The organism is Flagellimonas oceanensis, assembly GCF_003992595.1.
GTDB classification, from domain to species: Bacteria; Bacteroidota; Bacteroidia; order Flavobacteriales; family Flavobacteriaceae; genus Flagellimonas; species Flagellimonas oceanensis.
This window is the reverse complement of sequence record NZ_RZNA01000047.1, coordinates 115,241-129,968: the sequence shown is the minus strand read 5'-3', so window position 1 is coordinate 129,968 and position 14,728 is coordinate 115,241. Positions and strand designations below refer to the sequence as shown.

The window sequence follows — 14,728 nt, the reverse complement described above, 5'->3', positions numbered from 1 at the left end:
ATTATTTTTTAAGGCTCTCCAGAGCTTCTTTCACTTCTTTAAAATCATCAAAATCGACCCGGACACCATTGGTCTCCTGATAGGTCTCGTGACCTTTTCCCGCCACTAGAATGATATCGTTGGCCACCGCGAGCTTGCAAGCTGTTTTAATGGCCTGTTTTCTATTTTCGATGGACAATACTTTTCGAACGTTCTGGGCTTCGACCCCAGCTTCCATCTCTTCGATAATCACTGATGGGGACTCAGTTCTTGGATTGTCGGATGTGAAAATGGCCTGATCGCTCATTTCTGAAGCGATATGACCCATAACCGGACGCTTTGACTTATCACGGTCACCACCACACCCCACTACGGTGATGACGTTTTCATTTCCAGTCCTCAATGCATTGATAGTAACCAATACATTTTTGAGTGCATCCGGCGTATGGGCATAATCAACAATAGCCGTTATCCTATCTTTTGATATGTAATATTGAAACCTGCCATCCACATTCTCCAACTCGCTCATCAGTCTAAGGGTCTCCATTTTTTCGAGCCCCAGAATGTCGGCAGTGGCGTAAATGGCCAGTAAATTGTATGCATTAAAATCCCCGATCAGTTTGGACCACAATTCATTTTCATCAACTTTCAATAGCTGGCCGTTGAACTGTTTTTCCAAAATCTGCGCCCTGTAATCGGCGAAGGTTTTTAGGGCATAAGTATATTTTTTGGCTCTGGTGTTCTGCAACATTACCAGTCCGTTCTTATCATCGATATTGACCAAGGCAAAAGCTGTTTTTGGCAGTCCATCGAACAATTTTTTCTTGGTATCCCGGTATTCAGCAAAGGTTTTATGGTAATCCAAATGATCATGGGACAAATTGGTAAAGATGGCTCCTTCGAAATGCAATCCCTCTGCCCTTTTTTGATGAATTCCATGCGAACTCACCTCCATAAAGCAGAACTCAACACCTACCTCGTTCATCATGGACAAGTAATTGTTGATGGTCATCACATCCGGAGTGGTGTGTGTAGTTTTGAACTCCTTATCATCCACCAATACCTTAATGGTGGAAATCAATCCAACCTTAAAACCAGCTTTCTTGAACAGGTTGTACAAAAGCGTGGTTACCGTGGTCTTGCCATTGGTACCGGTAACCCCGACCAACTTCAGGTTTTTTGAAGGGTTATCATAAAAGTTGGAAGCAATCACGGCCAATGCACTATTGCAATTGTTTACTTGCAGATAAGTAACACCGTTGACCATAATTTCGGGAAGCTCTTCACATACGATGGCCCGAGCCCCGGAATCCACGGCCTTTTGAATGAACTTATGACCATCGGTAAGGGTCCCACGAATGGCCACGAACACATCATCCATCTCCACTTTTCTGGAATCGAAATGCACATGGTTCACCATTACGTTGGTATCCCCACTTACCGCAGAGAGGCTTACACCATATAATATGTCCTTCAATAACTTCATGAAAGCTCCAATACTATTTTTTTGACCTGTTTGATATTGGTCCCTTGGTTTACCGACTGATTTTTCACTTTTCCGTTGCCGTGCACCTCAACTTCGATTCCCAAGTTTTCCAACAGGGAAACCGCATCCATTCCACTCATTCCCTTCACATTGGGCACGGTACTGTACTTTTTTTGGACTTGGGCGAAGTATTGTTGATACTGCTCGTCCAACTTTGAATCCTCTATGATTTTGTTGTCCACCTCATCCACCATGGGTGAGATGGCGTGTATTTTTTGCGCCATGGATTTGAATACAGGACCTGAAACATCAGCTCCGTAGTATCCCTCATCCTTATCTGGCTCATGAATGACCACGATACAGGAGTATTTGGGGTTATCCGCGGGAAAGTATCCGGCAAAAGAGGAGATGTAGGCCAATTTATCCGGGTTCTTCTCCACATAATTCTTTTGAGTAGTTCCCGTCTTTCCGGCCATGGAAAAGTTTTTGGAGTACATCTTGTGCCCTGTACCATATTCTTTTTCCACTACATCCTTTAAAAGTTGCTGCGCTTTTTTAACGGTCTCCTTGGAGCAGATGGAAGGGTTCAAAACCTCCTTGTCAAATCGTTTTAATACCTTATTGCCCTCGCGTACTTCTTGAATCAAACGAGGTTTTACATATTCCCCGTCATTGGCAATAGCATTATAAAAGGCCAAAGTTTGAATCGGCGTCAACGACACTTCATATCCGTATGACATCCAGCCCAAGGAAATCCCGGACCATCCCTTGTCCCCAGGATAACGGATTACCGGATCGCCTTCACCTATGATGGGAAGTCCTAATTTTTTATGAAGTCCCATGTTCATGAGGCGATTGACGAATTTTTCGGGCTGCTCCTTATAATTTTCGTTGATGATCTTTGCAAAAGCCGTGTTGGATGAAACAGCAAAGGCTTCGGCCACGCTGATTTCTCCGTACCCACCCCATTTGGAATCCTTTACGACACCATCATAAATACGATATCTACCCTTTTCGGTATCGATGACCGTACTGGTATCCACCACCTTATCTTCCAAAGCGGCCACCATCGACATCAATTTAAAAGTGGAACCTGGCTCATGGGATTCACCAACGGCATAGTTCAACTTTTCATAATACTTTCCTTCGGTTGTCCTGCCTAAATTGGAAATGGCCTTGATTTCTCCGGTTTCAGTTTCCATTACCACCACACAACCGTGGTCTGCCTTATATCTTTCCAATTGCTTCAACAATTCATGATGGGCGATATCCTGGATATTGACATCGATGGTGGAAACCACGTCCAAACCATCTTGAGGCTCCACGATATTGTCCAGCCCCACAGGCTTCCACTGCCCTTTGGCTATTTTTTGTTTTAATCGCTTACCTTCCTTACCACGCAGATAAGACTCTCCAAAGGCACCATCCAATCCTACACGGGTATAATACCCGTTCTCATCCACACGCTCGTAACCAATGCTTCTGGCTGCCATTTTACCCAAAGGGTATTCACGAACCACCCGATGCGTTTCTATAAAGCCTCCTTTATATGGACCAAGGTTGAACAATGGAAATGACTTGATTCGCACATAATCCAAATACCCTACGTTACGCGCCACCAACTTATAGCGATTGCCATTGGCTCGTGCTTTACGGAACAATTGCCTGTAATAAGAGGATGGTCTATCGAACAATTTGCCCAAGGAATCGGAAAGGGCAGCTACGTTGTTCTCAAAATTTTCTTGGGAAACGGTCTTGGCATCAAACCGGATTTCATATTTGGGAACCGATGCCGCCAACAAACTGCCATCTTCGGAATATAGGTTTCCACGATTGGGCTCAATGGTAAACATCTTCTCGGTCTTGCTCAGGGCAAGCTCCTTATATTTTTCACCCTGCACCATTTGAATATCCACCAACTTCACCACAACGGCAATGGCCAACACAAGAAGGCCTCCTGCTACGAGGTAAAGTCTGTTCATGATATTTTTTTCGGTAATGGCCACTATTTAGCTGATTTAACTTTTATTTTTTTTGGTGGGTTCTGTGATGGCGCCAACCCTCTTTCGGCCACCACCTCGCGCAAAGTCGATTCGAGTTTCAATTGCTGCACATTGGAACGGGCCTCAAAAAACTCACTTTTAAGTTTTCTCACCTCCTCGTTCAACTCGGCAATCTCCAGTACTTTTTTATCGGCATTATGACTACTGGAAATCATCAAGGCCGCCAAGAAAGAGGCGAACAACAAAAACATCCAGTTCTTGGGAGCATCCCCGCTCACCAAAAACTTTCCTTTTAATATGTCCAGTAATCCTTTTCTCATTTAGTGTTCTTTTTTTTAGGGTTCCACTAAAGTGAAAACCTATCTATATGCGCTCCGCAATACGGAGTTTTGCACTTCTCGCCCTGTTATTGTTGGCTATTTCTTCTGCTGATGGAACAATCAATCCTCCCACTTTTTTCAAGGGAACATTGATATTCCCGTAAAAATCCTTTTCTGGCTCGCCGTCAAACTTACCGGCCCGGATAAAGCGCTTGGCCAACCGATCTTCCAAGGAGTGGTAACTGATCAAACTCAACCGTCCACCTTCTTTCAGCACCTCGGGCACTTGCTCCAAAAATTCCTTGAGCACTGCAATCTCTTGGTTCACCTCTATCCTAATGGCTTGATAGATTTGTGCCAAAATTTTGTTCTCCTTCATTTTGGGCAAAAACTTCACCAGCACCTTTTTAAGGTCGTCGGTCGTTTTGATGGGTTCTTCCGATCTGGCCGCAACAATTGTCCTGGCCATGGCATTTGCATTTCGCAATTCACCGTACTGAAAAAGAACCGACGCTAAATCTTCTTGGGAATAGGTGTTCACCACCTGAAAGGCCGACAACTCATTGTTTTTATCCATCCGCATATCCAAATCTGCATTGAACCGAATGGAGAAACCGCGCTCGGCTTCATCGAACTGATGGGAGGAAACCCCAAAATCCGCCAAGATTCCATCAACTTTCCGAATGCCATAGAACTTTAAAAACTGTTTGAGGTAGCGAAAATTCTGATTGATCAACTGAAACCTTTCATCATTTAATGTATTCTGAAGGGCATCTTCATCTTGATCAAACGCGAACAACTTTCCGCCACTACCCAATCTTTTCAAAATTTCTTTGGAGTGTCCGCCGCCACCAAAAGTGACATCCACGTACACTCCATCCTCTTTTATTTGCAATCCATCCACTGATTCCCTCAGCAATACCGGATTGTGATATGCACTACTCATCGTCATCAAAAATCTCCTCGGCGAGGTCTGCGTAATCCTTCTCGCTTTCTGCCAAGACTTTCTCATACATATCCTTGTTCCAAATCTCGATTTTGTCAAAAACCGCATTCAGAACCACTTCTTTTTCAATTCCAGCAAACTCCACCAAGTTTTTAGGGATTTGCAATCTCCCCGAGTCACCATCAATGCTGACCTCCTTCATTCCTGCCACAAAATTTCTCACAAAAGCATCGTACTTTCGGTTGATTTTGCTTTTCTTCATCACTTTCTGCATCAACACATCAAACTCAGCCTTGGGATACAATTCCAGGCATTGCTGAAATACAGACCGCTTGATCACGAACCCATCCTTGATTACGGGCAACAATTGGTTCTTCAAAGAAATGGGCAATAAAACCCTTCCTTTGGAGTCCGCTTTGCAATCATGTTGTCCTATGATATGGGTCACTAGAAATCAATTGGTTACTTAATACAACTCAAATATATAGATTTTATTTCCACATTTCTCCACTTAACACCACTTTTGTTGATAAATTCCCCACTTTTGGACAAAATCCGCTTGTTTGTTCCCCAAAGTGGAACTCGCGATCGATGTGCCGATATGAGACTAGATTTGGCTCAAATGAAAAAACTTGGCTCAGTTATCCCAAAACCTGAAATCTTTGTGGTATGAAATTCCTATATTTGCGCCTCTTACTACCAACTGACTATAGATGGAAGAGCATTTAATCGAGGATGGCAAATACCGATATATAGAAAAGGGAGAAGGGACTCCCATGATTATATTACACGGTTTGATGGGAGGTTTGAGTAACTTCCAAGGGGTATCCGAATATTTTCCACCTAAAGGATACCAAGTACTGATTCCCGAATTGCCCATTTACGATATGCCGCTACTAAAGACCACGGTAAAAAACTTTGCCACGTTCTTGGAAGGATTTATCGAACACAAGGGCTTAAAGGATGTTATCTTACTTGGAAACTCCCTAGGAGGACACATCGGACTTTTGCACACGAAAATGTTCCCCGAAATGGTCAAGGCTTTGGTAATCACAGGTAGTTCCGGTTTATATGAGAGCGCCATGGGTGATGGATATCCGAAACGTGGTGACTACGAGTTCATTAAAAAGAAGGCCGAGGACGTATTTTACGACCCAAAAGTGGCCACCAAGGCAATCGTAGACGAAGTTTTTGCCACAGTAAACGACAGAATGAAATTGGTCAAGACATTGGCCATTGCCAAGAGTGCCATTCGCCACAATATGTCCAAAGACCTGCCCCACATGAACACACCAACATGTATTATCTGGGGAGAGAACGATACAGTAACCCCACCCAATGTAGCCAAGGAATTCCATGATTTGCTACCTGATTCCGATTTATATTGGATAGAAAAATGTGGCCACGCCCCAATGATGGAGCACCCCAACGACTTTAACCATATTCTGGAAGCTTGGTTGAAAAAGCGTAACTTCTAGACATGAAAATTACCTCAGCAGAATTTGTGATGAGCAACACCAATGTTGCCAAATGTCCCAATGAGCCCTTACCTGAATACGCTTTCATTGGAAGGTCCAATGTGGGAAAGTCATCCTTGATCAATATGCTGGTGGAACGAAAAGCGCTGGCCAAAACCTCTGGGAGACCGGGAAAAACACAGCTCATCAACCATTTTAAAATCAACAACAATTGGTTTTTGGTGGATTTACCGGGCTACGGCTACGCCCGCGTTTCCAAAAAGGATAAAAAAACCTTTCAGAAATACATTACAGAGTATTTTCAAAAAAGAAAGCAACTGGTATGTGGTTTTGTTCTGGTGGATATCCGCCACGAACCACAACCCGTGGACTTGGAATTCATGGAATGGCTGGGCACCAATCAGGTTCCCTTCGCCATCATTTTTACCAAAGCGGACAAACTTAAACCCAAGGCCATAGAGAGACAAGCAAATGCCTACCTTCAAAAATTATTGGAAGGCGCTTGGGAGGAAGCACCTCCACATTTTACCACTTCATCCACCAACCGAATGGGAAGAGAAGAACTTCTGGAGTTCATCGACGGTATCAACCAACAGTTTTTCCAGAACAACAAACAATAGCAAAGCCCTACTTTCCTCATCAATCAAACAAGGTAAGATTAGGTTGAACCTTACGACTAATCAGCTACCTAAAAAAGCTTTTATAAATCAAAAATTGATACAATGAAATCTGTATTGCACAAAGCAGCAACCCGCGGATATGCGGACCATGGCTGGTTAAAATCGCATCATACATTTAGTTTTGCAGGCTATCATGACCCTGAGCGCATGCATTTTGGCGTATTGCGTGTACTCAACGATGACCAAGTAGCACCTGGCAGAGGATTCGGAACACACCCACACGATAATATGGAAATCATCTCCATTCCTTTGGAAGGGGATTTGGAACATAAGGACAGCATGGGCAATACGACCACTATTAAAGAAGGGGACGTACAGGTGATGAGTGCCGGTACAGGTATTCAACATAGCGAATACAACAAAAACACCGACCAGGAAGTCAAGTTTTTACAGATATGGGTTTTCCCGAACAAACGCAACGTGGAACCCAGATATGATCAGATTTCCATTCGGGACATTGAAAAACAAAACGCCTTTTACCAAGTACTTTCGCCTAATCCTGATGATGATGGGGTTTGGGTGCATCAAGATGCTTGGTTCCATTTGGGGAAATTTAAAGCGGGCGCCTCGGATTCCTATCAGATTAAAAAGGAGGGCAATGGTGTTTACGCATTTGTTTTGGAGGGAGAAGTGGAGATTAATGGCCAAAGACTGGAAAAAAGAGACGGTTTTGGTGTTTGGGAAACCGATTCCTTCAATTTTAAAGCAACAAGCGACAGTAGAGTATTGTTGATGGAAGTTCCTATGAGCTTGATAGCATCGGACAATAATTAATTCCACTTATTTAATATAAAAAAGCCCCAAAATGGGGCTTTTTTTTCTTCCTGTTTTCTAAACGTGCTTCTTAAGCCAATGCTATTTCTTCAATTCCAACTTTTCTGCGAAGTATTCACAAAAATCTTTCATCGTGGCCGTCATTTTCTCATCTTGGGTCGCTTTGAAAAAAGTATCCGCCATAGTTACCAAGGTCTGGTGAAAAAACACCTTCATCTCATCCACGGGCATGTCCTTTGTCCAAAGATCTATTTTCAAGGACTCTTGGTTTTTGCTGTCCCAAACGGAAAGCATCATGGCCTTGGCCTCTTCTTCATTAATACCACCGTCCTGTGCCGACCATTTCAATTCCTCGGGCACTCGGTTCTCATCCAATCCAACCGTTAAGGTTATCTCCGAAGTGTGTTCTACTGCCATCTATCTTTTTGGTTTGTAATTTGATTGTTTTAAAATTTCATCCGCGGGGGTTTCCAATAATTGTTTCAGGCCTATATCCGTTTTTTCCATAAGGGCCCTAACTATTTGCCATCCCATATATCTTCCTAATCTTGGAGGCGATTCGTTGTCCAGCTCCAATCCAAACTTGGTAAAAGGCGCTGGGTCCAAAAACTTTCTATCCAATCCGGTGTCCGTACTGTAGAGTAGTTCCCGTTCCACAAAATACGTCCACATTTGTTCTTCATTGGCCTTTGCCCACTCCATCTCTTCTTCGGAATATCCAATTTTCTGGGCATCCGTCGCGGAGGGCATCAATCTATCTTTTAAATAAAGTTCCTTTCCATAATATACCATGCGCGAAAGCAGGGTTCGGTTACGCGGAAAATTGAGCACTTTTTTAGAAAAAGCACTGGCCACATCGGAAATCAGAAACTTTTTGTCCAAAGAGGCCGCAATGTATCTTTGGATTCCTTCGTAAAAATGATGGTCCTGCCCTAAATAATTGTCCAGACCAATCAATAAAAGGGAGTCCGTTAAAATAACCCGGCTTTCGTATCGAACATCCGAAGTAAGGGTAACCACATGGGGTATTTGCGTCTCTGGAAAATAATATTTAATGTGTTTGAAGAGGGATTCCAAATCCGCAGATTCCTCTTCAAAATCACCAAAAGCCTTAGCAACTTCATCAGACAATTCAACCTGAATCGTATCGGTAAGTTTAGCAACCCAAACACTATCGTGAAATTGCTCCGGGAACAAATACGGATATTTTACCTTTAAATTAGGGATGTCACTTGCATTGGCATTTGCAAATTCCTCATCAAACCTTGAAACCTGTAACTCAACGACGACCTTGTCTATTTCCTCTTCGGTCTTATCGGTTTCCCCACAAGATGAAAGCAACAAAATCATTACCAAAACAAAACTTCGGAACATGGGAATTGTAAAGTATTTGAACAACCACTTCATTTTTAAGGGCACAGGGTTTAAATTTACAGGGCACAAAGGTAATTTATAGAATCTAAATAGTAAGATATGCAAACAGAAAAGGTAATCGACCATATTGTGAATTGGCTAAAAACGTATGCCGAGAATGCAAAATGCAAAGGTTTTGTGATCGGTGTTTCGGGCGGAATTGATTCCGCAGTGACCTCGACACTCTGCGCAAAGACCGGGTTGGACCTTTTATGTTTGGAAATGCCCATCCATCAGGGCGAGAACCAAGTGACCCGAGCCGACAGGCATATTGATTGGTTGATTGAGAATTTCCCGGCCGTTTCCAGACAACCCGTAAACCTAACCCCAGTTTTTGATAGCTTGGTGGATGCCTTCCCTAAAGTGAACAATGAAGAAGAACGTTTTATGTCGCTCGCTAATACAAGGGCCAGATTACGCATGACCACCCTTTACTATTTTGCTGCGCTGAAAGGATATCTGGTTGCGGGAACCGGAAACAAGGTAGAGGATTTCGGCATTGGGTTCTACACTAAATATGGAGATGGTGGTGTTGACCTTAGTCCTATTGCGGACCTGGTTAAAACAGAGGTTTATGCTTTGGGCGCTGAACTCGGAGTAAACCAAGATATTATGGAAGCCGCTCCGACCGATGGCCTTTGGGGAGATAGCCGAACTGATGAAGATCAAATCGGTGCTTCTTATCCAGAACTGGAATGGGCCATGGAAATGGATGATCAAGGTAAGAGTGCCGAAGATTTTTCTGGCAGGGAAAAAGAAATATTCACTATTTATAAAAGGTATAATACTGCAAACAAACATAAGATGGTTCCCATACCTATTTGCGAAATTCCAGGTGGGTTAAAGTAGCGGTTTGTCTGAAAAATCCCAGTTTAAGACGAAAAAAACCCCAGAAAAACTATGGTTTTAAGAAAAAAATTACAGTTTTACATGATTAAATTGTTATCTTGCTCGCTATACTTAATAGTATATAAGAGCTAACCATTAATTAAAATTAAACCGAATCAAATGATAAAAGTATTGATTGCTGACAACCATCCTATCGTTAGGCTTGGTATTAGACAGGTACTTGAATCGAGCTCAGACATTGAAGTTATTGCTGATGTTTCAACTACCGAAGAGCTTTTTAATACATTGAAAACTGTAACCCCCGATGTAGTAATTTTAGAGATGGATATTCCAGAAATCAATGGAATTGCCACGCTCAGAAAAATGAAATTGGAATTTCCTGACATCAAAACTCTGATGTACAGTGGACAGTCCGAAGATGTTTACGCCCTCAGCACCATACGAGCAGGTGCGTTTGGGTACTTATCCAAAACCGCGGACTTGGAATATATTGTTTCCGCGGTCAAGAAAGTAAGTGAAGGAAACATGTTCATTACCAATGAACTGGCACAACGCCTTGCTTTTGACGAAGGAACACAAAAACCACGCAGATTCTTTAGAAAACTCTCTTCCCGTGAAGTCGAAGTACTTAAACTATTGGCAAGCGGAAAAAGAAACAAGGAAGTTGCTGAAGGTTTAAATCTCAACGAAAAAACAGTAAGTACATACAAAGCCCGTTTGATGAAGAAATTGAACGTGGATAATTTGGTGGACTTGCTGCAACAGGCCAAAGCCCTGGAACTCTATTAGGAATACCCAACCAAACCAACTATTGTGGAAGCCCCTTTCAACCAACCATTGGAAGGGGTTTTATATTTTAGGATAGTACGCGGTTCAATTTAGCGTTCAACAGTTTGTTGAGCTGAAGGTAATTCATGATTTCTTCCAAGACCTCCGTGTGGTCTCCTTGGCTATCCTGGGTTCTCTCCTTTAATTTTTCGATACGGTTCTTGATCAAGTTACAGCGAAGGGTAAGGATGGTCTCTCCCACCAATTGGGCAACACCAATCTGCTTCTCTTTCGGATAAATGTCACGTCGTTCCCAATCGTGCAACACATACTGCTCTTCCTCCATCAAAATGGAAGATACCTGCGATACGGTATCCTGATCTAAATCCGACAAAAAGGTATTGATTGAAAAATCCGTATCCTCATTCAGCTTCTCAATCAATTTATAATAAATCGTTTTGAACTGCTCGTTGGTCAGCTCAATTTCATCTTCCTGAAGATCTAAATAGACCTTTTCATACACCTTTGCCTCCGAAACCTCAGGTTCCAATACCAATTCACCCTCATCGTTCTCCTTGAGCACCAAATCTTCGAATTCCTGCTTTTGGTTTCCGTACAGCAACAGCACCTCTATGATCTTTCGTTCCAACTCATACTGCACATCTACCTTCTCAACTACAGCATCGTTCTTTACAACTTCAAAGGCCTTCTGTTCTTTCTTTACTTTTTTGGAAGCATCCGTTTGATGTTTTTTATCAATCTGCGCTAGGGTGTTATAAAGTACATCCTCAGAGATCTGCATGATCTTTGCACATTCCTGCACATAAATTTCCTGTCGGATGCGATCTGGAATCTTGCTGATACTGTTGACAATATCCCGTACCGTATCGGCTCGTTTTATAGGGTCGTTGGCAGCTTCCTCCGCCAACAAAGAAGTCTTGAACTGAATGAAGTCCTTGGCATTTTCATCCAAGTACTGCACCAAATCCTCGTAAGTATTGTTTTTGGCAAAACTATCAGGGTCCTCTCCTTCTGGAAAGGTACAGACCTTCACGTTCATTCCTTGTTCCAGAATAAGGTCAATACCCCGCAAAGACGCACGCAATCCCGCTGCATCACCATCAAACAGAACCGTAATATTCTTGGTCAGTCTATTGATAAGTCGAATCTGCTCAGGGGTCAATGCCGTTCCACTAGAGGATACCACATTCTCAACCCCTCGCTGATACATTTGAATGACATCGGTGTATCCTTCCACCAAAAAGCAGTTATCTTCCTTGGCTATGGCCTGCTTGGCATAGTAAATCCCATACAGCACCTTGCTCTTATGATAGATTTCGCTTTCGGGCGAGTTCAGGTATTTCGCGGCTTTTTTATCATTGGTCAAAATACGGCCACCAAACCCCAGTACTCGACCGCTCATGGAGTGTATGGGGAACATGACACGACCCTTGAACCTGTCAAACCTTCTGCTTTCCCCTCCAGCTTGCTCCTTAACAATGGTCAGACCCGTTTTTTCCAAAAACTCCAATTGGTAACCTTTTTCCAAAGCGGTTTTGGTAAAAGCCTCCCACTCGTCCAAACTATAGCCCAAACCAAACTTCTTGATGGTCTCGTCGGTAAAGCCACGCTCCTTGAAATAGGTCAGTCCAATGGCTTTGCCCGGTTCAGACTCCCAAAGGGTCTCGGTAAAGTATTTTTGTGCATACTCTGATACCAGATACATGCTCTCCCGCTCATTGGCCTGTTCCTTCTGCTCATCGGTCTGTTCGGTCTCCTCTACTTCAATATTGTATTTTTTCGCCAGGTATTTTATGGCCTCGGGATACGTAAAATGTTCGTGCTCCATCAAAAAAGCCACCACATTACCTCCTTTTCCGCTACTGAAGTCCTTCCATATCTGCTTTACAGGGGAAACCATGAAACTGGGGGTACGCTCATCGGTAAAGGGACTCAACCCCTTAAAATTGGACCCTGATTTCTTCAATTGCACAAAATCACCGATAACCTCTTCCAATCGGGCGGTTTCATATACTTGGTCTATGGTGGTTTTCGAAATCAAAGCGTCCTATTCAAAATAGCTGTTAAAGGTAAATAAAAACATTGTTTTTGATCAATCCAAATAGGAATTCCCTCTTTTAGTTTTAGTATCTTGGGAACTCATTCCAGCCCAAGGGCAAGAACGATAAAAATTGATGATATGGTAAAGAAAGAAGCAAAAAGTTACTCGACTCTGGTTACTCTTTTATTGGCTTTTGTGCTGACAGCCCAAGGGCAAATGACTGAAAAGTCTGGTCCTGTTATAGAAAATGGCGAAGCTCAAGTGGTCGATGCATTTTCCGACCCCAGTACATGGATACGCCACGACCTTTGGGTGGAAACCACTTTTGATTCGGATGGCGATGGCAAATTGGACCGTATGCATGTGGATGTGACCCGCCCTGAACAAACTGACTCAGAAAACCTGAAACTTCCTGTTATCTATGAATCCAGTCCTTATTATGCGGGAACAGCTGGATTGGCCAAAGGCATTTTTTGGGATGTACAACACGAGCTGGGCGAAGCAGGGAAACCAAGAAAGCACCCAAGCGTTACAAGGGTCGGCGAACGTCCGATAATTTCCAATTCCCAAGTGAGAACATGGGTGCCACGAGGCTATATCGTGATCCACTCCTCCTCTCCTGGGACAGGACTTTCCGATGGCGCCCCAACTGTAGGCGGTGACAACGAATCCTTGGCCCCTAAAGCTGTAATAGATTGGCTCAATGGAAGAGCAAAGGGCTATACCGAAAGAGACGGCAACACGGAAGTCAAAGCCTATTGGTCCACGGGAAAAGTGGGCATGACGGGCACCTCGTACAACGGAACCATTCCTCTGGCCGCTGCTACCACTGGCGTCGATGGTCTAGAGGCCATAATCCCCATTGCACCGAATACCTCGTATTATCATTATTATCGATCCAATGGCCTCATACGTTCCCCTGCCGGATATCTGGGCGAGGATATTGATGTGCTCTACGATTTTATCCACAGCGGAGACGAATCCAAAAGAGCCCGAAACAATAAAGTCATCCGTGATACCGAAATGAAGAACGGACAGGACCGCATCACTGGGGATTACAACGACTTTTGGGCAGGAAGGGATTACCTGAACGACATGAAGCCGATGAAAGCAGCCCTTTTAATGTCCCATGGTTTCAACGATTGGAACGTAATGCCGGAGCATAGTTATCGGATTTATAAAAAGGCCAAAGAAATGGGATTGCCCGTTCGGATTTATTATCATCAAAACGGTCATGGGGGGCCACCGCCGATCTCTATGATGAACCGATGGTTTACCCGCTACTTATATGGCGTGGAAAATGGCGTGGAAGATGAACCTAAAGCATGGATTGTTCGGGAGAACGACAAAAAAGACAATCCGACCCCTTATGCGGACTATCCCAATCCGGACGCAAAAGATGTGCAATTGTTCTTGAGCAAAGGTGCACCCGAAAAAGGGCAATTGACCGCCACAAAGCCCAAACAGCAGGGGACGGAAACCTTAGTGGACAACTATTCCTTTTCCGGTGCCAGCTTGGCAAAAGCTGAGACCACAGAGCATAGACTCCTATATGCCACTGCTCCTTTGGAAGAGGATGTCCATATCTCTGGAGTGACCAAAATCAAAATCAAACTGGCCAGTAGCAAACCTGCGGCCAATTTATCCGTTTGGTTGGTATCCCTTCCCTGGACCGATGCCTTGAACACCAAAATAACGGACAATATCATTACCCGCGGATGGGCCGACCCCCAAAACCACAGTTCATTGACAGAAAGTGAACCTTTGGTTCCCGGAAAATTCTACGAAATGGAGTTTGAACTGATGCCCGATGACCAGATTATTCCCAAAGGACAGCAAATCGGTCTGATGATTTTTTCCAGCGATAAGGAGTTTACCCTTTGGCCAGAACCTGGTACTGAATTAACCGTGGATTTGGATGAAACGAAACTTATCCTTCCCGTGGTAGACGGCGAAATCAAATTCTAAAA

The 14,728-nt window shown here is 43.6% G+C and carries 14 protein-coding genes; 6 read left to right on the top strand and 8 right to left on the bottom strand.

All coding sequences use genetic code 11. The features are described from left to right. Position 1: 1 nt before the first annotated feature. The 5 genes from EO132_RS13600 to mraZ are packed head-to-tail and all read right to left on the bottom strand — an operon-like array spanning position 2 to position 5,182. Positions 2–1,465, bottom strand: coding sequence for a UDP-N-acetylmuramoyl-L-alanyl-D-glutamate--2,6-diaminopimelate ligase (locus tag EO132_RS13600; protein ID WP_127138388.1), 1,464 nt, complete (start codon positions 1,463–1,465; stop codon positions 2–4). After that, positions 1,462–3,471 (bottom strand): penicillin-binding protein, encoded by a 2,010-nt coding sequence (locus tag EO132_RS13595; RefSeq protein WP_127138387.1) that lies wholly within the window; start codon positions 3,469–3,471, stop codon positions 1,462–1,464. The genes EO132_RS13600 and EO132_RS13595 overlap by 4 nt, the downstream gene beginning before the upstream one ends. Beyond that, complete coding sequence (locus EO132_RS13590) at positions 3,471–3,788, bottom strand: FtsL-like putative cell division protein (RefSeq protein WP_127138386.1); 318 nt, start codon at positions 3,786–3,788, stop codon at positions 3,471–3,473. Before EO132_RS13590 ends, EO132_RS13595 begins: the two co-directional genes overlap by 1 nt. Before the next feature lie 43 nt (positions 3,789–3,831). Next, on the bottom strand, positions 3,832–4,734 hold the full coding sequence (gene rsmH, locus EO132_RS13585) for a 16S rRNA (cytosine(1402)-N(4))-methyltransferase RsmH (RefSeq protein ID WP_127138608.1): 903 nt from the start codon (positions 4,732–4,734) through the stop codon (positions 3,832–3,834). Beyond that, a complete protein-coding gene (mraZ, locus tag EO132_RS13580; protein WP_127138385.1) occupies positions 4,727–5,182 on the bottom strand; it encodes a division/cell wall cluster transcriptional repressor MraZ in 456 nt (151 codons plus the stop codon). The genes rsmH and mraZ overlap by 8 nt, the downstream gene beginning before the upstream one ends. A 265-nt stretch (positions 5,183–5,447) precedes the next feature. On the opposite strand from mraZ, the gene EO132_RS13575 reads away from it, so the two are divergent. From EO132_RS13575 to EO132_RS13565, 3 genes are all read left to right on the top strand, one after another. Further along, complete coding sequence (locus EO132_RS13575; RefSeq protein ID WP_127138384.1) at positions 5,448–6,212, top strand: alpha/beta fold hydrolase; 765 nt, start codon at positions 5,448–5,450, stop codon at positions 6,210–6,212. 2 nt (positions 6,213–6,214) lie between these two features. Then, positions 6,215–6,832, top strand: coding sequence for a ribosome biogenesis GTP-binding protein YihA/YsxC (yihA, locus tag EO132_RS13570; protein WP_127138383.1), 618 nt, complete (start codon positions 6,215–6,217; stop codon positions 6,830–6,832). A 102-nt stretch (positions 6,833–6,934) separates the two neighbouring features. Further along, positions 6,935–7,666 (top strand): pirin family protein, encoded by a 732-nt coding sequence (locus tag EO132_RS13565; protein WP_127138382.1) that lies wholly within the window; start codon positions 6,935–6,937, stop codon positions 7,664–7,666. Positions 7,667–7,747: 81 nt separating this feature from the next. On the opposite strand, the gene gldC is transcribed toward EO132_RS13565, so the two are convergent. After that, positions 7,748–8,083, bottom strand: a complete 336-nt coding sequence (gene gldC / locus EO132_RS13560) for a gliding motility protein GldC (RefSeq protein WP_127138381.1) — start codon at positions 8,081–8,083, stop codon at positions 7,748–7,750. After that, positions 8,084–9,073 carry a gliding motility lipoprotein GldB gene (gldB, locus tag EO132_RS13555; protein WP_235856465.1) on the bottom strand — a complete coding sequence of 330 codons (990 nt, stop codon included), beginning with the start codon at positions 9,071–9,073 and terminating at the stop codon, positions 8,084–8,086. 66 nt (positions 9,074–9,139) lie between these two features. Here gldB and nadE point away from each other — a divergent pair, with 66 nt between their 5' ends. Continuing rightward, on the top strand, positions 9,140–9,928 hold the full coding sequence (nadE, locus tag EO132_RS13550; RefSeq protein WP_127138379.1) for an NAD(+) synthase: 789 nt from the start codon (positions 9,140–9,142) through the stop codon (positions 9,926–9,928). 159 nt (positions 9,929–10,087) lie between these two features. After that, positions 10,088–10,717 carry a response regulator gene (locus EO132_RS13545; protein WP_127138378.1) on the top strand — a complete coding sequence of 210 codons (630 nt, stop codon included), beginning with the start codon at positions 10,088–10,090 and terminating at the stop codon, positions 10,715–10,717. 67 nt (positions 10,718–10,784) lie between these two features. Here EO132_RS13545 and dnaG read toward each other — a convergent pair whose 3' ends face one another. Continuing rightward, positions 10,785–12,758, bottom strand: coding sequence for a DNA primase (gene dnaG / locus EO132_RS13540; protein ID WP_127138377.1), 1,974 nt, complete (start codon positions 12,756–12,758; stop codon positions 10,785–10,787). Positions 12,759–12,896: 138 nt separating this feature from the next. Between dnaG and EO132_RS13535 the strand changes: the two genes are divergently transcribed. After that, on the top strand, positions 12,897–14,726 hold the full coding sequence (locus tag EO132_RS13535; protein ID WP_127138376.1) for a Xaa-Pro dipeptidyl-peptidase: 1,830 nt from the start codon (positions 12,897–12,899) through the stop codon (positions 14,724–14,726). Positions 14,727–14,728 lie beyond the last annotated feature (2 nt).

Coding starts and splice junctions, on each gene's coding strand:
- EO132_RS13600 (WP_127138388.1), bottom strand. CDS start 1,465: ATGAAGTTATTGAAGGACATATTATATGGTGTAAGCCTCTCTGCGGTA.
- EO132_RS13590 (WP_127138386.1), bottom strand. CDS start 3,788: ATGAGAAAAGGATTACTGGACATATTAAAAGGAAAGTTTTTGGTGAGC.
- rsmH (WP_127138608.1), bottom strand. CDS start 4,734: ATGAGTAGTGCATATCACAATCCGGTATTGCTGAGGGAATCAGTGGAT.
- EO132_RS13575 (WP_127138384.1), top strand. CDS start 5,448: ATGGAAGAGCATTTAATCGAGGATGGCAAATACCGATATATAGAAAAG.
- yihA (WP_127138383.1), top strand. CDS start 6,215: ATGAAAATTACCTCAGCAGAATTTGTGATGAGCAACACCAATGTTGCC.
- EO132_RS13565 (WP_127138382.1), top strand. CDS start 6,935: ATGAAATCTGTATTGCACAAAGCAGCAACCCGCGGATATGCGGACCAT.
- gldC (WP_127138381.1), bottom strand. CDS start 8,083: ATGGCAGTAGAACACACTTCGGAGATAACCTTAACGGTTGGATTGGAT.
- gldB (WP_235856465.1), bottom strand. CDS start 9,073: ATGAAGTGGTTGTTCAAATACTTTACAATTCCCATGTTCCGAAGTTTT.
- nadE (WP_127138379.1), top strand. CDS start 9,140: ATGCAAACAGAAAAGGTAATCGACCATATTGTGAATTGGCTAAAAACG.
- EO132_RS13545 (WP_127138378.1), top strand. CDS start 10,088: ATGATAAAAGTATTGATTGCTGACAACCATCCTATCGTTAGGCTTGGT.
- EO132_RS13535 (WP_127138376.1), top strand. CDS start 12,897: ATGGTAAAGAAAGAAGCAAAAAGTTACTCGACTCTGGTTACTCTTTTA.